The sequence below is a fragment of the Brevibacterium sp. FAM 24630 genome (genome assembly GCF_049804075.1).
Lineage (GTDB): Bacteria > Actinomycetota > Actinomycetes > Actinomycetales > Brevibacteriaceae > Brevibacterium.
In genome coordinates this window covers 42,744-64,332 of record NZ_JBNBZD010000020.1, presented here as the reverse complement: position 1 = coordinate 64,332, position 21,589 = coordinate 42,744, and the positions used below count along the sequence as shown (strand labels likewise).

Below are 21,589 nucleotides of genomic sequence, written 5' to 3'. Positions count from 1 at the left end.
TAGCAGCGAATGATGGCGGCGATACACGGCAGCGAATGATGGCAGCGATACACGGCCGCGAAACATGGCGGCGGTCACGTAACGGTGGGCCGCCTCGGCGCGGGAATGTCACGACCGGCACCGCCCCGCAAACACGGGGAACCCCAGGTGACACGCGTCCTCAGGAAACTCACACCGTTACATTTCCGTGATATTTTGCCAGCGGTGTAACGAATCGGTTACAGTGAACTGGTCGATAAACTCTGCTCAGGGATATTTTGTGATTGATTTTCTGAAGAACCGCAAGGTTCAGATCGCCGCACAGGCGGTCGTCATTACCGGACTCGTGGGTGGCACGGGCGCGGTCGTCTCCATGAACAAGCCCGTGACCTTGGAGGTCAACGGGCAGGCCGAGGAGATCCGCACCTTCGGGGGAGATGTCGGTGACATCCTCGACAGCCACGACATCGATCTCGATAAGCGTGACAAGGTCAAGCCCGGCGTCGACACGAAGGTCGACCGGGACATGACGATCACGGTCAACACCGCGAAGAAGGTCTCGCTCTCCGTCGATGGAGAGAAGACCAGCGAATGGACCAACGCGAACACCGTGGGTCAGGCGCTTGCCGACCTCGGAGTCGATGCGAAGGGCGCCGACCTCAACACCGATGCCAAGCAGCGGCTGAAGGAAGACGGCAACGACATCGACGTGACCACGGCGAAGGATCTCACCATCGTCGCCGACGGCAAGGACCACAAGGTCTCGGCCGCGGTCGGCACCGCGAAGGAAGCACTCACTGAGTCGGGCGTCAAGCTCAAGAAGGACGACTTCCTGTCCGTGCCGATGTCCGCTTCGCTCTCCGACGGTCAGGTGCTCACCGTCAACCGCGTCGAGAACAAGACCGTCAAGGACGAGCAGGCCATCAAGGCCAAGGTCGAGACCAAGAAGTCCGACTCCCTCTACCAGGGCGAGACCAAGGTCGAGTCCGAAGGCAAGGACGGACAGAAGCAGGTCGTCTACAAGGTCAAGACCATCAACGGCGAGCAGGTGAAGAAGGAGAAGAAGGACGAGAAGGTCCTCTCCGAACCCAAGACCAAGGTCGTCATCCAGGGCACGAAGAAGAAGGAGACCCCGGCTGACACTGGCGGCTCCGACTCCGGAAGCTCGGACTCCGGCGGCTCGGACTCCGGTGACTCGAGCACCGGCGGCGGCGACTCCGGTTCGACCGGCGGCTCGATGAGCACTGCCGAGATCAAGGCGATGCTCGGCGGACCCGGCTCCAAGTGGTATTCGATCGTCGAGTGCGAATCGAATTTCAATCCGAAGGCCTCGAACGGCACCCACTTCGGTCTGTTCCAGTTCCTGCCCTCGACCTGGCAATCCATGGGTGGCAGCGGCAACCCGTCTGATGCCAGCCCGCAGGAGCAGTTCCAGCGTGCGAAGAAGTTGCAGGCGCAAGAGGGCTGGAGTCAGTGGCAGTGCTCCTGAGCACCGGCCAGAGCCTTCGCTGAGACAAGATCTGACCGCCGTTGACAACAGATATCGACACAACTGAGCTGAGGCGGTCGGAATGGGCGTGGGCCCCGCGGAGAGATCCCGGGGCCCACGTTCTCTGCATTCACGGGATGTCGGGTCAGGCCGGCCGGGCTGCCCGGCCGGCATGTGGGCCCAGACTGAACTTTCGCCCAGAGCATGACGAATTGTTGGCACTCAAGTTGACCGAGTGCTAAAGCCGTTCTAGAGTCAGAATTAGCACTAGCACTCATCGAGTGCCAGTTTCATAAGACGGTCGAATCGCTCGGCACCCGCGACGACGAGAGGTTCATGGCAGCAGCCGCCGTCTGACTCAATGAAATAGAACCCAGCGAAGGGAGAGAGCCCGAAATGTCGGTCTCCATCAAGCCACTCGAAGATCGGATTGTCATCCGTCAGGTCGAAGCAGAGCAGACTACCGCCAGTGGTCTGGTCATTCCCGAAACCGCCAAGGAAAAGCCTCAGGAAGGCGAAGTTGTCGCAGTCGGCCCCGGCCGCGTTGCTGACAACGGAAACCGTGTGCCGGTCGACGTCGCCGTCGGCGACAAGGTCATCTACTCCAAGTACGGAGGCACCGAAGTCAAGTACGCAGGCGAAGAATTCCTCGTGCTCTCGGCTCGCGACGTGCTCGCCGTCATCGGCTGAATCCTCTGAACAACTACTTCACAGACAGGAGGACGAATGCCTAAATCATTGGAATTCGACGACGAAGCTCGTCGTGCACTCGAAAAGGGTGTCAACACTCTCGCCGACACCGTCAAGGTGACGCTGGGGCCCAAGGGCCGCAATGTCGTGCTTGATAAGAAGTGGGGCGCTCCCACGATCACGAACGATGGTGTGACCATCGCCCGTGAGGTCGAGGTCGACGATCCGTACGAGAACCTCGGCGCACAGTTGGCCAAGGAAGTCGCCACCAAGACGAACGACATCGCCGGTGACGGAACCACCACCGCGACCGTTCTTGCTCAGGCCTTCGTCAACGAAGGACTGCGCAACGTCGCCGCAGGTGCCGCACCCGGTCAGCTCAAGCGCGGCATCGAGACCGCTGTTGAGGCTGTCTCGGATCAGCTGGGCACCATCGCCCGCGACGTCGCCGACTCCTCGGAGATCGCGCACGTCGCCGGACTGTCCGCTCAGTCCGAAGAGATCGGCAAGCTCATCGCCGATGCCTTCGACAAGGTGGGCAAGGACGGCGTCATCACGATCGATGAGTCCCAGGCCGCATCTGTTGAGCTCGAGATCACCGAGGGAATGCAGTTCGACAAGGGCTTCCTCTCGCCGCACTTCGTGACCGATGCCGATCGTCAGGAAGCTGTGCTCTCCGACGCTCTCATCCTCATCAACCAGGGCAAGATCTCCAACATCCAGGAGCTCCTGCCCGTCCTCGAGAAGGTGCAGCAGGCCGGCAAGCCGCTGTTCATCATCGCCGAGGACATCGAGGGCGAAGCTCTGTCGACTCTGGTCGTCAACAAGCTGCGCGGCATCATCAACGTCGCTGCCGTCAAGGCCCCCGGATTCGGTGACCGCCGCAAGGCCATCCTCGAGGACCTCGCCGTCCTCACCGGTGGCCAGGTCGTCACCCCGGACATGGGCATGAAGCTCGACCAGGTCACCCTGGAAGAGCTCGGCAACGCCCGCACCATCACCGTCACCAAGGACAACACCACGATCATCGATGGTGCCGGTTCGGACGATGCTGTTGCCGGTCGTGTCGCACAGATCCGCGCCGAGGTCGAGAACACCGACTCCGACTGGGACCGCGAGAAGCTGCAGGAGCGCTTGGCCAAGCTCTCCGGCGGTGTCGCTGTCATCAAGGTCGGCGCCGCCACCGAGGTGGAGCTCAAGGAGCGTAAGCACCGCGTCGAAGACGCCGTGTCCGCAACCCGTGCCGCCATCGAAGAGGGCGTCGTCGCCGGCGGCGGATCGGCTCTGATCCACGCGGCGAAGGTTCTCGTCGGCAACGACCTCGGTCTGACCGGGGACGCCGCCACCGGTGCTGACATCGTCAAGCGCGGAGTCGTCCAGCCCCTGCGCTGGATCGCTGCGAACGCAGGACAGGACGGATACGTCGTCGTCGCCAAGGTTCAGGACCTCGAGTCCGGCCAGGGCTACAACGCCGCGACCGGTGATTACGGTGACCTCATCGGTGCCGGAATCATCGACCCCGTCAAGGTCACCCGCTCGGCCCTGCGCAACGCCGCTTCGATCGCCGCCCTGGTTCTCACCACCGAGACCCTGGTCGTCGAGAAGAAGGAAGAGGAGGACGAGGACTGAGCGATCCGCTCCGTCTGAGTCACCTCTGACCAGCGCCAGTGGCCCGGAACAAGCTGTTCCGGGCCACTCGTGCATTCACGCCCAGTGTTGGACGGACTGCCCCGCCCGTCCAGGCGGCTCACACCTACTGGTCAGTCAGTTTTCATGTCAAAGGGCGCCGATGATCGTTAGTCTGGAGCAGACAGCTAGCACCGACGCTTGAGGGACACCATGACTACCGGCTTGCCGATGCCCATCGCCCGACTCCGCGAGGTCTCGAAGGTCTTCGACACCTCCGGCGCCGCGGTCACCGCACTCAACCGGGTCAGCCTCGACATCGCACCGGGCCGGCTCACCGCCGTGATGGGTCCCTCGGGATCCGGCAAGTCGACTCTCATGCACGTCCTCGCCGGACTCGACCGCCCCACCTCGGGGATGGTCCACCTCGGCGAGCAGGAGATCACCGGTCTCGCCGACGATGAACTCACCGCCCTGCGCCGACGCCGGATCGGGTTCGTCTTCCAAGCCTTCAACCTCGTGCCCACGCTCAGCGTCAAAGAGAACATCCGGCTGCCATTCGAACTCGATGACCGGAAGCCGAACGGCGAGGAGCGGGCCTGGATCTCCACCCTCGTCGCCCGCCTCGGGCTCGCCGACCGGCTCAAGCACCGACCGAACGAACTCTCCGGCGGTCAGCAGCAGCGCACCGCCATCGCCCGCGCGCTCGCGACCCGGCCCGACATCCTCTTCGCCGACGAACCGACCGGCAACCTCGACGCGAAGTCCGGTCGCGACGTCATGGCGATCATGTCCGAAGCCGTCAGGGACTTCGGCCAATCGATCGTGCTCGTCACCCACGACCCGATCGTCGCCGCCCACGCCGACCGCGTCATCTTCATCGCCGACGGCACCCCGGTGACAGAGCTGGGCGATGCCATCAGCGCCGAGGCGATCGCCGCGACCATGCTCGATATCGACGAACGCGCCGAATCTGCGGTGAGTCGATGAACCCGCTGCGCGAAATCCGGAGCAACCCGCGGCAGTTCTTTCCCAGCGTCCTCGTCGTCTTCATCGCCGCTCTCTTCGGCACCGCAATCATGCAGGGCATCGCGATCCTCACCGCGTGGCTGTCCTCGGCGAAGATCATCGCCGAATCCGAGACCGCGCAGGGTCTGCTGTCGATGGTCGGGTTCACCTTCTTCCTCATCGCCCTCTTCGTGTCTGCAATCGTCATCGCGAACACGTTCTCGATCATCATCGCCGGCCGCAGCCGCCAGCTGGCCCTGCTGCGGCTCATCGGGGCGTCATCGAAACGGCTGCGCAGGGCCGCTTCGGTGGAGGGGCTGATCATCTCCGTTCCCGCCGCGTTGCTCGCCTTTGCCGCGTCGACCGGGCTGGCGACGGCGGCGCAGAACTACCTCGGCGACGCCAACACCGAGGAGGTAGCCCTCCTCGCCCCGACCATGGCGGTTCCCTCGCTCGCCACCATCGTGGTGACCTGGTTGTCGGCGTACCTAGGCGCGCGCCGCATCACGGGGATCTCACCGATCGAGGCGACCTCGCAGGCGGTTGAGAGCCGGCCCGAGGACGCCCGCGCCTCCCTCGGCGGACTCACCGCCTCGCTGGTTCTGCTGTCCATGGGGCTGACGTTCCTCGTCAACGCCGTGATCGGGGCTGCCGACCACCGGATCAGCCTGATGAGCGTGGTGCTGACCGCACTCGGATCAGGCCTGACCTTCCTCGGTGTCATCATCGGGCATCCGTGGATCCTGCCGCCCCTGCAGTCGGCGATCGGCTGGCTGTGCGGGCGCACCGCGGTGTCCCGGTTGGCCGCCTCGACGATCGCCCGCCACCCCACCCGGAATGCGCGCACGGTCATCGGTCTCGTCATCGGCATCACGCTCATCGTCATGTTCGCCACCGCCATGACCACCTTCCGCGTTCAGCTGGTGCGGTATGCGCGATCACTCGGCGAAGAGGGCTGGGGTGGCCTCGAGGACGCACTGGCCACCGTCATCGACAAGTTGATGCTGTTCGCGCTCGCCCTCATCCTCTTCTCCGTGATCATCGCCATCATCGGCGTCGCGAACACGCTCATGCTCTCCGTGCGACAGCGCACTCAGGAGATCGGACTGCTCATGGCGCTCGGGCAGACCCCGAAGCGGGTGCGCCGCATGATCGCCGCCGAGGGTCTGCAGCTGAGCCTGACCGCGTGCGTGGTCGCCGTGCCGCTGGGCATCGGCTTCGGCTGGGTCGGTGCGCTGACACTGCTCTCACCCCTGCTCGGCCTCTTCGCCCCGAGTGTGCCCTGGGCGGTCGTCATCGCCGTCATCGCCGGCACCCTCTTCGCCGTGTTCGTCGCCAGCCGCGAACCTGCACGAGCGGCGACGTCGATCAGCCCCGTCCAGGCCCTCGAAGCCGTGTGAGACGCGTGGGCTGGGGGTGGGCCCCGCCGTCGGTCGGTCGGTTCTATACCGCGCATCGGTCGGTTCGCCGGTCGAGGGCTACGGAGACTGGCGTGGGCGCGAGCTCATGACGGCTCGGTCTGATCACGCCCGCCGCCACCGAAGCGTGGCGCGTGATTCTGCAGAAAGAGGTCAGTGCGCTTTGTGTGATTACGGCAGCCACAGAAAAAGGGGCGGAGGAACCGGTATTGTCGGGACTGCTGCGGAAGGAAGATGAAAGTGTCTGAAGACGATCGCCACCGTGACCACCCTGACCACCGTGACCGCGCCGTGCGCATCGGCGACGTCGAACGAGATGCTGCCATCGAGGTCTTGAGGACCGCCGCCGGCGAGGGAAGGATCACTGTCGAAGAACTCGACGACCGCATGGAACTCGTTGCAGTCGCGCGATTTCCCGCCGACCTTGATCGAATCCTCGCCGACATCGTCACCGAGCTGCCGTCGGAAAATTCGGGGACTGCGGTCAGCGGAACCCCGGACGGTTCGCGTATGGAAACACGCCCCGGTGAGTCCCCCGGCAGCCGAGAGATCCTGCGATCGCCGTGGACCGGCCTCACCAGACGCGGTCGCTGGCCGGTGAAGCCATATCTGCGCTGCGAGCCCGCAGGAGTGCTGCTCGAACTCAACTTCCTCGATGTGGTCACCGACCTGCAGACCATCGATATCGACGTCGCAGCCCGCACCGGCACACTCAAGCTCATCGTGCCCGACAGCTGGGGAGTCGACTCCACCGGGCTCGCTCGAAGCCCGATGGCCGTCATCACGTTCAAAGCCAATGAGTCCGCGCAGGAGGGGTACCCCACCATCCGGGTCCGCGGCAGCATCGGATCGGGAGTCTTCATCGCTCGGGGGCCGGGCTTCCGCCAACGACGCAGAATGACAAAGTGATTGATGTCCGCTGCCAGGGCTGATGCCCGGTCGGCCCTCAGCCGGCAGCCACCTGGCTGCGCAACTGGTGTTTGAGCAGTTTCCCCGAGGGGTTGCGGGGGAGCTCCTCGGTGATGATGACCTCCCGCGGAAGCTTGTAGCGGGCCAGCTTGTCGGACAGGAAGTCCCGCAGCTCCTCGACGTCGAAGGCCTCACCATCGGTGGTGGCGATGACGGCGACGACCTGCTCGCCCCACTGCGGATCAGGCTTGGCCACGACCGCGACATCGGCGACACGGTCATGGGCGATGACCGCCTCTTCGACCTCGAGGGAGAACACGTTCTCCCCGCCGACGATGATGACGTCCTTCGACCGGTCGACGATGTACAGGTAGCCGTCCTCGTCGAGGCGGGCGAGATCCCCGGTCTTGTACCACTCACCGTCGAAGGCCGCCTCGGTCGCCTGCGGATTGCCGAGGTACTCGCGCATCCGGGTGTCGCCGGCGAACCAGATCTCACCGGTGTCGCCCGGCCCCGCCTCGGCCCCGTCGGCTCTGACCACCCGCATCGCATTGCCGATCATCGCCGTCCTGCCCACGGAGCCGGCCTTGCGCAGCTGGTCCTCGGGGCCGAGCAGGCATCCGGTCGGACCCATCTCGGACATGCCGAACAGGTTGTAGAACTGGTTCGTGCCGTAGGTGTCGATGAGCATTCCCGCCGTCGACCGGTCGATCGGGGACCCTCCGTAGTTCCACCTGCGGATGGATGAGAAGTCATAGTCGGAGAAGTCGATGCCGAGCTTCTTCGCGGTCATGATCGGCGCGACATAGGCGACGGTGGGGCCGAAGAACGTCGTGATCCCCTCCTCGGCGATGATCTTCATCGAGTCCACCGGGTGGTAAGCCCGCTGCAGGACGACGGTGCCGCCGGTCTGGAGGGTCGGGACGAGGCTGATGTTCAGGGGTGCCGAATGCCAGATCGGCATGCAGATGAGGTAGCGGTCATCGGCTCGGTAGCCCATGTTGAGATTGATCAGCGTCGCCACCTGGGAGATGCTGCGGTGGGTGTGCACGCAGCCCTTCGGGGAGCTCGTCGTGCCCGAGGTGTAGAGGATCTGCGCGACCTGCTCATCGGTGAAGTCACCGGGCACGGCCTCCTCGGCGGCATCGAGTTGGGTGTCGAAGCTGCCCGGGGCGCTGGGCTCGGTCTCGAGCCAGGTGATGTCCGGGCCTCCGGCACGGGCTGTCTCGGCGAGTTCGGTGCTGACGATGCCGAGCTTCGCGCCCGAATGCTCGACCGTGTACTTGACCTCCGGGGCCTGGAACTTGTGATTGATCGGCACGACGGTGGCGCCGAGGTACCAGGCGCCGAACGCGGCGAAGACGAACCCGGGAACGTTGAACGTCATGATGCCAACGACGTCTCCGGGGCGGATTCCGTTGGCAGCGAGCACCTGAGCGGCCTTGAGCGCCCGGTGGCGCAGCTCGGTGTAGGTGAAGCGCTGATGCTCATAGGCCAGAGCCTCTTTGTCCGGATGACGCAGAACGGTGGTGTCGAGCATGGTTCCGAGCTTCATTGCTTCTCCCTGTGACGAGTGTCATACTTAAAACAATTGAACCACGATTCATTCCTTTGGGGAAGTGAGTGCTCGAGAGGGCGACACCGTCGGCGAACTTCGACGGTGTCGGTCGGTCTCGTCGAACCGAGGTGAGTATGGCCTATCGCGAAACGACGCGCACCCGCGCCAATGCGCAAGCGCGTCGGGCCGCTATCGAACGCGCCGCTCGGCATGTCATCGCCCGCGGGGGATTCGCCTCGGCGAGCGTGGCCGCTGTCGCCGGTGAGGCCGACTGCAGCGCCGGCTCGATCTACACGTACTTCACCAACCGCGAGGAGCTCCTGCGGCTCGTCTTCGCCCAGGCTGCCGGTCACGAACTGGCCGTCATCGAAGACACGGTGGCCGCGGCTTCCACCGTCGCCGAGGTCGCGGAGTCGACCGTCGAGGTCTTCGTCCGCCGCGCCGTCGCCGGGCGCCGGCTCGCCTACGCCCTGCTCCTCGAAGAGGTGCCTGAGCCGGTGCAGAGCGAACGACTTCGGCTGCGGCGAGGCTACGTCACCGCCATCGCCGCCGGACTCGAGCAGGCGCGCAGAGCCGAGACCGTTGCCGCGGCCATCCCCGCCGAGGTGGCTGCCCGGTCCATCGTCGGCAGCATCGGAGAGAACCTCGTCGACATTCTCGACCCGGCCTCCCCGAATCCCCGCCCCGAAGAGATCACGGCGCTCATCACCGCATTGACTGCCTTCACCCGATCCGCACTAGGAGAACCATGACCACCACCGCAGACCCCAGCCCAACCCGGGCCACCGCAGACCCCACCACGCCGCGGACGACGCATACTGTGTTCAACCAGGCGCCGCCTCGGCGAGACATCAACGAATTCACGCTCAACCGGGCCCTCGTCGATGCGCTCGCCCATTATGCGCCGAACGCTGCGACAGATGATCTCGAGCGCATCGGCGCGCTCGTCGGCAGCGCGGACTTCATCAACGATGCTCGCCTGGCCAACGTGCACGGACCCGCGCTGCACACCCACGACGACTGGGGCAACCGCATCGACGAGATCGAATTCCACCCCGCCTACCACCGGATCATCGGCGATGCCCTCGACGCGGAAGCCCACTCGTATGCGTGGACGCATCCCGGGCCGGGCGCCAACGTCGAACGAGCCGTGCGATTCATGCTCTTCTCCCAGATCGAACCCGGCCACGCCTGCCCGGTGTCGATGACGCATGCCGTCGTGCCGAGCCTGCGCGCCGATTCCGCCCTCGCCGAGTTCTGGGAACCGCGCGCGACAGCATCCGGCTACGACCCGCGCCGAATCGACCCGGCGACGAAATCCGCCGTGATCTTCGGGATGGCGATGACGGAGAAGCAGGGAGGATCGGACATCCGCGCGAACACCACCTATGCGGTGCCCTCCGGCGACCACCACCTCATCACAGGCCACAAATGGTTCTGCTCAGCCCCGCAATCCGACGCATTCCTCGTCATCGCCCAGTTGGATGAGGGCCCGAGCTGCTTCGTCGTGCCCCGCGTCCTGCCCGGGGGAGCGCTCAACACCGTGCGCATCCAAAGGCTCAAGGACAAGCTCGGCAACAAGTCCAATGCCTCGTCCGAAATCGAGTTCGACGCCACCGACGGATGGCTGCTCGGCGAGGCCGGCAAGGGCGTGCGCACGATCATCGAAATGGTGGCTCAGACCCGACTCGACTGCGTGCTCGGGTCGGCCGCGGGCATGCGCCAATGCGTCGCCGAGGCGGTCTGGCATGCTCGCGGACGCGCGGCCTTCGGTGCCACGCTCATCGACCAGCCGCTCATGCGCGCCGTCATCGCCGACCTCCAGCTCGAAGCCGAAGCGGCGACCTACACGGCGCTGCACCTGGCCGCCGCGTACGACGATGACAGCGCCGAGGCGGCTGACTTCCGCCGACTGGCGACGGCCGTCGGCAAATACTGGATCTGCAAACGCGGACCCGAACATGCCTATGAGTCTCTCGAGTGCCTCGGCGGCAACGGCTACACCGAGTCCTTCCCGCTGGCCCGCCGCTACCGGGAACAGCCGGTGATGGCGGTGTGGGAAGGCTCCGGCAACGTCATCGTCCTCGACGTGCTGCGCGCACTGGCCCGCGAACCGCGGAGCGCGAAGACCTTCCTCGGCTTCCTCGAAACCGGGCTCGGCAAGCACGCGGACTTCGATGCGGCCTATGAGTCGCTGGCCCGGTCGCTGCAGACCGCGGTGCAGGACCTTGAGAGCGGAGAGGCATCCGCCCAGGCGGCGCTGCAGGCGCGCGGCCGGGTGCTCGTGGAGAAGATGGCGCTGCTCATGCAGGCGGCGATCCTCTTCGAATCCGCTCCCGCCGAGGTGGCATCAAGCTTTGCGGCCGCCCGCCTCGGTGCCGAGCGGGGCCGCGAATACGGTGCTCTGCCGGACGGCGTCGACATCGACTTCCTTATCCAGCGGGCATAAGCACCGCAGGCTTCGTGTACGAGCGGTTCGGTCGGTCTCAGCTGCGACGGTGGGCGGAGACGCAGCGGCGACGATCGATGCGCATGACCCGACCCTGATAGCGGCGACGACGCTGAGTGCACTCCGAGGGACCGAGGAAGTTCGGTCGGGGAGTGCGGGTCACCGCATTCGGGGTGCGTCGGGTGTTGAACGTGTCCGACTCCGAGGTGCGATGCGCACCGAATTCGGACCGCTCGATGAAGGCTTTGAACTCTTCGACGAGCCGCTGCTGCATCTCGAAGACACTCTCCGTGTTTCCCGGATAGTCGAGGACGACTTCGACGGCCTCCCCGCAGACGACGACTCTGGCAATGACGATCCGATCGTCGTCCACGTCGTTCTCCAATGCGACACTCTCCCATTCGTCGTCGGCGAATATGCCGAGAACGACCGGAGTGACGACTCTATCCCTCAAGAACTTCTCCGTCAGTTCGGTGTGGTCCATGCCTCCCACCATAGGGGGTGTCCCGCGAAGAATCGGAAGCCGCCTCGGAGATTTGCGGGAATCGTCGGAAGAAGTGCGCGCCGCAGCCAAAGAATGCGGGTGCGACCGAGGCTGCAGTCGGGCCATCCTCCGAACGCCTAGACTGGGCCCATGCCCCGCAGTCCGCTTCCGCCTCGAGACGGCATCTCGGCGACCGCACTGCGCGCCCCGGGTGGGAAGGCCACCCACGCGAAGAATCACCTGCCCGTTCCCGACACGATCGGGCAGTGGCTCGAGACCGAATTCCCCGAGGCGGCCCCCGAATCCCGCCGCACCCTGCTGACCGATGGAGACATGCGCGACGAGGCGGGGCTGCCGGTGGGCTGGGACGACCCAGTCATCCCCGGCGGGTTCTACTTCTTCCACCGCCCGGTTCCGCCCGAAGAGCGAATCCCCTTCGAAGTCGGCACCGTCTTCGAGGACGAGGACCTCCTCGTCGTCGACAAACCCCACTTCCTCGCGAGCACCCCGAACGGACGCTTTGTCCGCGAGTGCGTCGTCACCCGCCTGCGCGTCGACCTCGACCAACCCGACCTCGTGGCCATCCACCGTCTTGACCGCATCACCGCCGGTCTCCTCGTCCTGTCCAAACGGCCGGAGACCCGCGGCCGCTACCAACGCCTGTTCCAAGATCGCACGGTGCGCAAGACCTACCGCGCCCTGGCCCCGGCACCGCCAGCGGAGTTGGAATTTCCTCTTGAGAGGAGATCCCGCCTGGTCAAGCCCGTCGGCGCCAGGCAGGTTCTCGAAACCGAGGGGGAGGCGAACGCACTCAGCCGCATCCGGCTGGTCCGAACCACGTGCTCACCGGACCTGCCTGCCCACGACCCGGAACCCCAACGGTCAACGGATAGTGCACGGCCGCCTCGGCGAGGGGAAGCGATCGCCGAGTACGAACTCGAGCCGTTCACGGGCAAGACCCACCAGCTGCGGGTGCACATGAACGCGCTCGGGCTGCCCATCCTCGGTGATCCGGTCTATCCGGTCGACCTCGCGCCGGACCCCTATGACTTCAGTTCACCGCTGCAGCTGCTGGCCGCGGAGCTCGCGTTCGCGGATCCGCTCACCGGGCGTCCACGTCATTTCACCACCGATCTCGAACTCGATCCCGCCGCATTCCGCTCCGAATCCGGCTGAACACGGTAGCCTGGTGCCATGAGTCCACATGCCCCCGGCTGCACTTCAGAGGCCATCGTCGCCCTTGTCCGGACCCGCATCACCAATGGCGAATACCCGGCCGGAAGCCCGGTCCGCGATGGTGCCCTGGCCAAGGAATTCAACGTTTCGCGCAACACCGCGCGCGAATCTCTGAGCCTGCTGCGCCACGCCGGACTGCTCACCCAGGAGCCCAACCGCGGATTCTTCGTCTCCACCTTCGGCATCGACGAGCTCAAAGACCTCTACCGTGCCCGCCGAGTCTTCGAGATCCGTGCCGTCCAGGAATCCCAGGACGCCACCGATGAGGCGATGGCCGCCGTCGAAGCCTCCGTCATCCGCGCCGAGACCGCGCCGAAGAACGAGACCTGGGCCGATGCACAAGAGCATTCGGCCTCGTTTCACCGCGCGATCGTCGGCCTGCTCGGATCCCCGCTGCTCGACGAGTTCTACCTCAACCTCATGGCCCGGCTGTCGACGACGTTCTCGCGCTCGCCGGAGCCGGGGAAGTACCACTCACACTGGGCCAACCCGCACCGCGATATCTTCGAGAAGATGAAGTCCGGAGACCGGCAGGGTGCCGAAGGGCTGCTGCGCATCCACCTCGACGACTCCGAAGCCTCGACGCTCGACCTCGCACGGTCCGTGGGCGAGGGGCGCTAGTGCATCAGCGCGCCTCGACGGTGATGCCGTACTGGGCGACCTCATCTGCCAGACGTCGCTTCGCTTCGGCCTCGGCCAGTTCCCACACTCGCATATTCTCGTTCGTGTCCCACCCTGTTGCTGTCGGAGTCGTCCAGCAGCTGGTGTCATGGCGCTCCCAGAAGTCATAGAGCGCCCGGAGGTCCAGAATCAGCTCATCTGAGAGATCGAGGTCAGACGGCTCGAGGCACAGTTCGTCATGCAGCACATCGCCCCACAGCGGCCAGCGGTGTCCGTGGTCGGGAAACATGCGGATCTCACGAGTCTTGATCATGACTCCAGGCTACAGAGGCGTTGGCCGGTGAGCGCGGACAACCGCTGCCGGTCGTGTAGTCAGTCTCACAGTGCTCGGTGTTTGCACCCGTGGCGGGCACCTGTCGGGCTCCGATACCATTGAGCCACCGTATCTTCGCGTCGAAAGGCTGTCTTCATGGGAAATCCTGAGCAGGAATCACAGGCCGCAAACGATCCGTTCTCCCTCACGGGACTCACCTACGACGATGTCCTCCTCCTGCCAGGCGACACCGATGTCATCCCCTCAGAAGCCTCCACCGCCACCCGGCTGACCAAGGAGATCGAGCTCAACATCCCGCTCGTCTCCGCGGCCATGGACACCGTGACCGAATCCCGTATGGCCATCGCCATGGCCCGCATCGGCGGACTGGGCATCATCCACCGCAACCTCTCGGCCGAGGATCAGGCCAAGCAGGTCGACTACGTCAAGCGCTCCGAATCGGGCATGATCAACGACCCGCTGACGATCACCGCGGACAAGACTCTGGAAGAGCTCGACGAGATCTGCGGCCGCTACCGCATCTCCGGCCTGCCCGTCGTCGATGAGAACAACGTGCTCGTCGGCATCGTGACCAACCGCGACCTGCGCTTCGTCACCCGCAGCGAATTCCCCACCCGCACCGTCGCCGAGACGATGACGAAGATGCCGCTGGTCACCGCACCCGTCGGCGTCTCCGCCGAGAAGGCCTTCGAACTGCTGGCCGAGCACAAGGTCGAGAAGCTGCCCTTGGTCGATGACGACAATGTCATCCAGGGCCTCATCACCGTCAAGGACTTCGTCAAGACCGAGGAATACCCGCTGGCCACGAAGGACGACGAAGGTCGCCTGCGCGTGGGTGCCGCCGTCGGGTTCTACGGCGACGCCTACGAGCGCGCCGGAATGCTCGCCGAGGCGGGAGTCGACGTTCTCGTCGTCGACACCGCGAACGGTCACGCCCGGGGTGTCACGGACATGATCAAGACGATCAAGTCCGATCCGGCCTTCGCAAACGTCCAGATCATCGGCGGAAATGTCGCCACGAAGGACGGCGCGCAGGCACTCATCGATGCCGGTGTCGACGCCGTCAAGGTCGGAGTCGGACCCGGCTCGATCTGCACCACCCGTGTCGTCGCCGGAGTCGGCGTCCCACAGGTCACCGCCATCCACATGGCAGCCCAGGCCGCTCGCGCCGCAGGTGTCCCGGTCATCGGCGACGGCGGACTCCAGTACTCCGGAGACATCGGCAAGGCTATGGTCGCCGGCGCCGACACCGTCATGCTCGGATCCCTGCTGGCCGGCTGCAACGAGTCGCCCGGCGAGCTCATCTTCATCAACGGCAAGCAGTACAAGGCTTACCGGGGCATGGGGTCGCTGGGCGCGATGGCTCCGCGCCACGGCAAGTCGTACTCGAAAGACCGCTACTTCCAGGCCGATATCGCCACCGACACCGACCTCATCCCCGAGGGCATCGAGGGCCGTGTCGCCTACCGCGGACTGCTCAAGCAGGTCGCCCACCAGCTCACCGGAGGCCTGCGCCAGACGATGTTCTACGTCGGTGCACGCACCATCGACGAGCTCAAGTCCAAGGGCAAGTTCGTCCGGCTGACCACTGCGGGCCTGAAGGAAAGCCACCCGCACGACATCCAGATGACCGTGGAGGCCCCGAACTACGTCGTGAAGTGACGTAGGCAGGCACCTCTGACGGAGGGGTCTCTGGTCGATGAGAAGCCGCAGCTTCCGCGTTTGCGCGGAGGCTGCGGCTTCTTGCGTGTGCGGTCGCGAGCGGCAAATCTAGGTCAGCATCGGATACTTTCCGGCGACAGGAGTATCCGATAGCGACCTATTTTTGGTGGGCAGCGGGTCGCGAGTCGAATCTCGGACGATCCGGGCGGGATTCTGTGCTGAGACTCCCCGCGAGGCGTCCGGAACTCAGGAGCTGCATCCGCCTCGAATGTCTCACAATGCTGGATGACACACCCCGATGTGACGAATGCCACTCGCTCATTATCCGGCCGATGCACCCGTAGTGCGGACGGGTTCCTTGCCGCGTGAATTCAGGGGAGGGTGCCCTCATGCGAGATGAGCAAGCGACGCCCGTAGTTGTCATCCCAGGTCACAGGCTCTTCGGAAACGCAGACAGTTAGGGTAGGTTTCCCTAATGCGAGCCGCGATCCGCTGTTCGTTCATCGAAGGAGGAAACCTCACAGTGACGACTTCTCTGCTCTCCGAGACCGAATCGGCACCCGCCGCAGCACCCCTTCATACCCCCGACAATCCCCGCACCGACGCCCTGCTCGGTGCCCACAGTGCAGACGAGTATTCAGCTCTCATGCACAGCGTCATCGACGCACTCGGCGAACGATTCCGCACCACGGCCAGGGCAGTCTCGGCGAAAGATCGATCGGGGCTGCAGGCCGCCGTCGACGCCGTCGACCTCGACACGGCCGGAGTCGGCAACGCCGAGGCGCTGCGCGAGGCCGACGCGCTCTATGCCGACAATGCCGTGTGGTTCCACCACCCCAACTACGTCGCCCACCTCAACTGCCCGGTCGCTGTGCCCGCCGTCGCCGCCGAAGCGATGCTCGCGGCCATCAACACCTCGGTCGACACCTACGACCAGTCCGAGGTCGCGACCCTCATGGAGCGGCGCCTCATCGACTGGACCTGCAGCCACCTCGGGTTCGCCAGCGGTGACGGAATCTTCACCTCCGGAGGTACCCAATCGAACCTCCACGCGCTGTTCCTCGCCCGCGAAAACGTCCTGGCCGGGCTGACCGCTCACGCCGACGCGTCCGACCGCGGCGAATCCGATGACGCCGAAACCCGCCGAGGCGGCTCCTCCCCGTCGACCCGCCTGGAACTGCTCTCCCGTCTGCGGATCCTCGCCACCGACCAGGCTCACTTCTCCGTCTCCCGTGCAGCCTTCCTCCTCGGACTCGACGCCGAGGCGGTCGTCACCGTCCCGACCGACGCGACCGGGCGCATGGACGCCGAAGCGCTCAATGCGAGCCTGCTGTCGATCGACGCGAACGACGCGATCCCGATGGCCGTCGTCGCCACCGCAGGCACCACCGACCTCGGCGTCATCGACCCCCTGAAGTCCATCGCCGAGGTGTGCGAATCGGCGAATGTGTGGCTGCACGTCGACGCCGCATACGGCGGCGGCCTGCTCTGGGCCCCGCGCCGAGCACACCTGCTCGAGGGGATCGGCAGGGCCGCCTCGGTGACCATCGATTTCCACAAGACGTTCTTCCAGCCGGTGTCGTCCTCGGCGCTGCTGGTCAGGGATGCGGCCCTGTTCGCGCCGACGATCCACCACCACGACTACCTCAATCCCGAAGCCGAAGCACAGGCCGACGATGCGGAACCGAATCAGGTCGACAAGTCTCTGCAGACCACCCGCCGCTTCGATGCGCTCAAGCTCTGGACGACGCTGCGTGCCCGCGGAGCAGACGAGATCGGGACGATGATCGACACCGTCTGCGACCTCGCGACCGAAGTCAGGCAGCTGCTCGAGACTCAAGCCGATTTCGAGGTGCTCGGCGACTCCGACCTGTCCACCGTGCTCTTCCGCTTCACCCCGTACACCGCGGACCAGCACACGGCCGACGAACTCGTCCCGCTCATCCGCCGCGTCCTCTTCCGCTCCGGCCGTGCCGCCGTCGCCCGCACGACGATCGACGGCAGACCCTGGCTCAAAGTCACCCTGCTCAACCCCGACACCAGCATCGATGACATCACCGCGGTCCTCGACCTCGTCCGCGCCACCGGGCACGGAATCCTCGCCGGACGGCACATCACCACCGAAGGAGGCGCAGCATGAGTGCACAGTCCCAGGACATCCACGACACCCACAGGATCTACGACATCCTCGGCGTCGGCATCGGGCCCTTCGGACTCGGACTCGCCGCACTTGCCGAACCGCTCGACGACGTCGACGCGGTGTTCGTCGACCAACGGCCCGAGTTCCGCTGGCACCCGGGCATGATGATCGAAGGCTCGACCATCCAGGTGCCGTTCCTCGCCGACCTCGTCACCATGGCCGACCCGACCTCGCCGTACTCGTTCCTCAACTTCCTCAAGGAGCGCCGGCGGCTCTACCCCTTCTACATCCGCGAATCCTTCTACCCCCTGCGGGCCGAGTTCGACGAATACTGCCGCTGGGTCGCCGCCCAGCTGGATTCGCTGCAGTGGAACCGCCGTGTCGTGTCCGTGACCAGGGAGGATGGTGTGTTCACCGCCCTCGCCGAGGTGACCGACGACTCCGGTGAGATCGTGACGACCGAAACCTACCGCGCCCGGCACCTCGTCCTCGGGGTGGGCACCCAGCCGGTGCTGCCGCCGGCCCTGCGGGGACTGGCGGAAGAGGACGATTCCGCATCGACCGGGCCCCTCATCCACACCGCCGAGTACCTCGACAACCGAGAGGCGCTGCTTCAATCGGGTGCCATCACGATCGTCGGCAGCGGACAGTCGGCCGCCGAGATCTACCGCGACCTCATCGACGACGCCGAAGACCGAGGCGTGCGCCTGGACTGGGTGACCCGCTCGCCGAGGTTCTTCCCCATGGAGTACACGAAGCTCACCCTCGAGATGACCTCCCCGGAATACACCGACCACTTCCGCGCCCTGCCCGATGAGCTGCGTGAACGCGTCGGTCGAGAGCAGCGCACCCTGTACAAGGGCATCTCGGCCGACCTCGTCGACGACATCCACGACACCCTCTACCGGCTCAGCCGCGGAGGACGCGAACTGCTCACGAACCTCATCTGCGAAGCCGAGCTCGAAACCGCTGAGATCGACCCGATGAGCGGAGAATACCTCCTCGGTTTCCGGAATACGGCACTGGACAAGACCTTCACCCGACGATCCCGTGCAGTGGTTGCGGCCACCGGATACAAATCGCAGGTGCCGGGCTTCCTGGCACCGCTCGGGGCAGAGGTGCGGCTGGACTCGCGGGGCCGCCTCGACGTCAGCCGCCACTACACGATCAACGACGAGGGCACCATCCACGTCGTAGGCGGCGAAGAGCACACCCACGGAGTCACCGCTCCCGACCTCGGGTTCGGGCCATGGCGGGCCTCGGTGGTGCTGGCTGCGGTCACCGGTCGAGAACCCTATCCGATCGAGAACCGCATCGCCTTCCAGACCTTCGGGGTCCCCGCGGACGAATCCGATGCCGTGCCCGCTGCCGCTTTCGCCTTCGACGACTCCAAGGAGATGTCACACGCATGACCACCGAACTCATCACTGCCCCGACTCCGACCGCCGAGGACGCGAACACGACCGCAGATGCGACCTCGACCGCGACCGCTGAGGATGCGACCGCGACCGAGGACTCGACCGTGAAGCTCACGGCCGCCTCGGCGAGGGTGACCATCCGAGCGCTCGACGTCGACCGGGACACCGCGCAGCTCTGCGAATGGCTCACTCATCCGCGTGCCCAGTACTGGATGATGACCGACCTCGACGAGGCGGGAGTCCGGACCTACCTGGAAGGAATCCGCGACTCCGCGGAGGACAACGGCTGGGTCGGCTCCGTCGACGGCAGCGACTGCTTCTACATCGAGACCTACACCCCGGACAGCCTCATCCCGCAGAAGGTCCTGGCCACCGGGCCCGGTGATATCGGGATGCACCTGCTCGTCGCACCACCGGCAGGATCGGCCGTGCACGGACTCACCGACCGCATCATGGCCGAGGTCATCGACTTCTGCCTGCGCCCGGTCGATGCCGGCGGACGCGGAGGCACCCGCGTGGTCGTCGAACCCGATGCACGGAACGCCGCGATCATCGAGAAGAACCGGGCCGCCGGATTCACCCCGGTGACCGAGGCGACGATCATGATGGGCGAGATCGAGAAACGAGCCCTCGTGAGTGCGTGCACCCGCGCCGACTTCGACGCCAGTGCGCTCGCCCCGCTCGTCGGCGAACACTCGGGCGCGCATGCCGGTCGGAATCTCGGAGAATCCCCTCGGGACCGGGGCGATGAGACGGCACCGACTACCTACGCCCACCTCAACGCCGACGCGTTCTCCGTCGTGCAGCGCCACCTCGTCGCCAAAGCCCTGTCCGAATTCGCTCACGAACGACTCATCACCCCCGTACAGATCGAAGAGGTGCGGGGCGAAGAGGATCGCCGGTGGGAACTGAACATCGACGGGGCCGCACGCTACACCTTCACCGCCCGCGTGCTCCCGCTCGAACACTGGGCCATCGACGCAGACAGCATCACCCGGTGGCACGGCGAGACCGAGGTTCCGCTCGACGCGCAGGAACTCGTCGTCGAACTCCAGGACGCACTCTCCATCCCCGAGGACCTCATCTCGACCTACCTCGAAGAACTCGCCTCGACCCTGGCCGGGGCCGCCTACAAGCTCGAGGACGCGCGGGCCGGACGTCGGCCCAATGCCCGTGCCCTCGTCGATTCGGACTTCCAGATCACCGAGGCGGCCATGACCGAAGGTCACCCCGGATTCCTTGCGAACAACGGTCGCATCGGCTTCGGACTCAGCGACTTCCGGAAGTGGGCGCCGGAGAACGGGGAACTCAACCACATCGAATGGGTGGCCGTGAGACGCGATCACAGCCACCTCTCCCTCGGTGAAGGACTCGACGAGGCGGGCCACCTCGGCGAGGCGCTCAGCGAGACCGAACAGGAACGCTTCGACTCCCGCATCCGGGCGACCGGGCAGGATCCGGCGGACTTCCACCTCATGCCGATCCACCCCTGGCAGGCCGATCACCGGCTGGCGATCACCTTCGCCGCGGACATCGCCCGCGGAGACCTGCTGCCGCTCGGCGACGGTGACGATGAGCACCAGGCACAGCAGTCCCTGCGGACCTTCTTCAACCATTCGCGCGCCGACGCCCCGTATGTGAAAGTCGCGCTCGCCGTACAGAACATGGGGTTCCTGCGCGGACTGTCGCCGAAGTACATGCGTGACACCCCGGCCATCAATGACTGGGTCGCCACCCTCATCGGCTCCGACGACACCTTCGCGAAGACCGGATTCCGAGTGCTGCGGGAACGCGCCGCGCTCGGCTACACGGGGGACGTCTACCACCAGACGAAGGAGACGAACCCGCACCGGAAGATGCTCGCCGCTCTCTGGCGAGAGAACCCCGTCGCCCAGATCGCCCCAGGCCAGAAGCTCATCACCATGGCCGCTCTGCTCCACCGCGACCACGAGGGCCGTTCCTTCGCCGGCGAGCTCATCCGCGCCTCGGGGCAGGAACCCGCCGACTGGGTACGCAGCTACCTGCGGGCGTACCTGTATCCGCTCGTCCATGCACTGCTCGCTCACGACCTCGTCTTCATGCCGCACGGGGAGAATCTCATCCTCGGCCTCGACGAGCACACGGTCACCGGGGCGTTCATGAAGGACATCGGCGAGGAAGTCGCCGTGCTCGGCCACCGAGAACTGCCCGCCGATGTCGAACGCATTCGCGCCCTCGTGCCGGGGGAGGAGAAGGCACTGTCGGTGTTCACCGACATGTTCGACGGAGTCCTGCGCCACCTGTCGGGGATCCTCCACACCGACGGTCTGCTCAGTGCCGAACGGTTCTGGACGGTGGTCGCCGAGGTGCTCGACGGCTACGAATCCGATCACCCGGAGCATGCCCGCGGGGTCAGCGGGGACGTCGATCTGCGTGCTGAACGCTTCGCCCACTCCTGCCTCAACCGCCTGCAGCTGCGGAACACGAAGCTGATGGTCGACATCGGCAACCAAGCCGAATCCCTGCTCTACGCCGGCACCATGCCCAACCCTGTGGCACGCTGAGCAGGACGACCACCAAGCTCGCCGA

The 21,589-nt window shown here is 65.5% G+C and carries 17 protein-coding genes; 14 read left to right on the top strand and 3 right to left on the bottom strand.

The window, feature by feature from the left end; genetic code table 11:
• The first annotated feature begins 259 nt into the window (after positions 1-259).
• From ACPUD7_RS14035 to ACPUD7_RS14010, 6 genes are all read left to right on the top strand, one after another.
• Positions 260-1,468 carry a ubiquitin-like domain-containing protein gene (locus tag ACPUD7_RS14035; RefSeq protein ID WP_425120252.1) on the top strand — a complete coding sequence of 403 codons (1,209 nt, stop codon included), beginning with the start codon at positions 260-262 and terminating at the stop codon, positions 1,466-1,468.
• A gap of 396 nt (positions 1,469-1,864) precedes the next feature.
• Positions 1,865-2,158, top strand: coding sequence for a co-chaperone GroES (gene groES, locus ACPUD7_RS14030; RefSeq protein WP_039209993.1), 294 nt, complete (start codon positions 1,865-1,867; stop codon positions 2,156-2,158).
• Between the two features lie 36 nt (positions 2,159-2,194).
• Positions 2,195-3,787 (top strand): chaperonin GroEL, encoded by a 1,593-nt coding sequence (gene groL / locus ACPUD7_RS14025; RefSeq protein ID WP_425120251.1) that lies wholly within the window; start codon positions 2,195-2,197, stop codon positions 3,785-3,787.
• A gap of 210 nt (positions 3,788-3,997) precedes the next feature.
• Entirely contained in the window at positions 3,998-4,774 is a 777-nt protein-coding gene (locus ACPUD7_RS14020; protein WP_425120250.1) for an ABC transporter ATP-binding protein, read from the top strand.
• Entirely contained in the window at positions 4,771-6,192 is a 1,422-nt protein-coding gene (locus ACPUD7_RS14015) for an ABC transporter permease (RefSeq protein WP_425120249.1), read from the top strand. Before ACPUD7_RS14020 ends, ACPUD7_RS14015 begins: the two co-directional genes overlap by 4 nt.
• Positions 6,193-6,450: 258 nt before the next feature.
• Positions 6,451-7,119: a DUF1707 SHOCT-like domain-containing protein gene (locus ACPUD7_RS14010; protein ID WP_167854432.1), complete on the top strand. Its 669-nt coding sequence runs from the start codon at positions 6,451-6,453 to the stop codon at positions 7,117-7,119.
• Between the two features lie 37 nt (positions 7,120-7,156).
• Here ACPUD7_RS14010 and ACPUD7_RS14005 read toward each other — a convergent pair whose 3' ends face one another.
• Entirely contained in the window at positions 7,157-8,674 is a 1,518-nt protein-coding gene (locus tag ACPUD7_RS14005) for a class I adenylate-forming enzyme family protein (protein WP_425120248.1), read from the bottom strand.
• Positions 8,675-8,811: 137 nt separating this feature from the next.
• On the opposite strand from ACPUD7_RS14005, the gene ACPUD7_RS14000 reads away from it, so the two are divergent.
• Complete coding sequence (locus tag ACPUD7_RS14000) at positions 8,812-9,429, top strand: TetR family transcriptional regulator (RefSeq protein ID WP_425120247.1); 618 nt, start codon at positions 8,812-8,814, stop codon at positions 9,427-9,429.
• Positions 9,426-11,126: an acyl-CoA dehydrogenase family protein gene (locus tag ACPUD7_RS13995; RefSeq protein WP_425120246.1), complete on the top strand. Its 1,701-nt coding sequence runs from the start codon at positions 9,426-9,428 to the stop codon at positions 11,124-11,126. The genes ACPUD7_RS14000 and ACPUD7_RS13995 overlap by 4 nt, the downstream gene beginning before the upstream one ends.
• A gap of 37 nt (positions 11,127-11,163) precedes the next feature.
• Here the strand turns inward: ACPUD7_RS13995 and ACPUD7_RS13990 are convergent, their stop codons facing one another.
• Positions 11,164-11,610: a hypothetical protein gene (locus ACPUD7_RS13990; RefSeq protein WP_135540329.1), complete on the bottom strand. Its 447-nt coding sequence runs from the start codon at positions 11,608-11,610 to the stop codon at positions 11,164-11,166.
• A 150-nt stretch (positions 11,611-11,760) separates the two neighbouring features.
• Between ACPUD7_RS13990 and ACPUD7_RS13985 the strand changes: the two genes are divergently transcribed.
• Together ACPUD7_RS13985 and ACPUD7_RS13980 are read left to right on the top strand one after the other, a co-directional pair.
• The gene (locus ACPUD7_RS13985; protein WP_135540327.1) at positions 11,761-12,786 is read left to right on the top strand and encodes a pseudouridine synthase; all 1,026 of its coding nucleotides are present in this window, start codon (positions 11,761-11,763) and stop codon (positions 12,784-12,786) included.
• Positions 12,787-12,804: 18 nt separating this feature from the next.
• Positions 12,805-13,467, top strand: a complete 663-nt coding sequence (locus tag ACPUD7_RS13980) for a GntR family transcriptional regulator (RefSeq protein WP_135540324.1) — start codon at positions 12,805-12,807, stop codon at positions 13,465-13,467.
• Positions 13,468-13,471: 4 nt separating this feature from the next.
• Here the strand turns inward: ACPUD7_RS13980 and ACPUD7_RS13975 are convergent, their stop codons facing one another.
• Complete coding sequence (locus tag ACPUD7_RS13975; protein WP_135540320.1) at positions 13,472-13,780, bottom strand: hypothetical protein; 309 nt, start codon at positions 13,778-13,780, stop codon at positions 13,472-13,474.
• A gap of 156 nt (positions 13,781-13,936) precedes the next feature.
• Between ACPUD7_RS13975 and guaB the strand changes: the two genes are divergently transcribed.
• The 4 genes from guaB to ACPUD7_RS13955 all read left to right on the top strand — a co-directional run bounded on the left by guaB (position 13,937) and on the right by ACPUD7_RS13955 (position 21,564).
• On the top strand, positions 13,937-15,463 hold the full coding sequence (guaB, locus tag ACPUD7_RS13970; RefSeq protein ID WP_135540318.1) for an IMP dehydrogenase: 1,527 nt from the start codon (positions 13,937-13,939) through the stop codon (positions 15,461-15,463).
• A 523-nt stretch (positions 15,464-15,986) separates the two neighbouring features.
• A complete protein-coding gene (locus ACPUD7_RS13965) occupies positions 15,987-17,603 on the top strand; it encodes a pyridoxal phosphate-dependent decarboxylase family protein (RefSeq protein ID WP_425120245.1) in 1,617 nt (538 codons plus the stop codon).
• Positions 17,600-19,015 carry a lysine N(6)-hydroxylase/L-ornithine N(5)-oxygenase family protein gene (locus ACPUD7_RS13960; protein ID WP_425120244.1) on the top strand — a complete coding sequence of 472 codons (1,416 nt, stop codon included), beginning with the start codon at positions 17,600-17,602 and terminating at the stop codon, positions 19,013-19,015. Before ACPUD7_RS13965 ends, ACPUD7_RS13960 begins: the two co-directional genes overlap by 4 nt.
• Positions 19,012-21,564, top strand: a complete 2,553-nt coding sequence (locus ACPUD7_RS13955; RefSeq protein WP_425120243.1) for a GNAT family N-acetyltransferase — start codon at positions 19,012-19,014, stop codon at positions 21,562-21,564. Before ACPUD7_RS13960 ends, ACPUD7_RS13955 begins: the two co-directional genes overlap by 4 nt.
• The last annotated feature ends 25 nt before the right edge of the window (positions 21,565-21,589 follow it).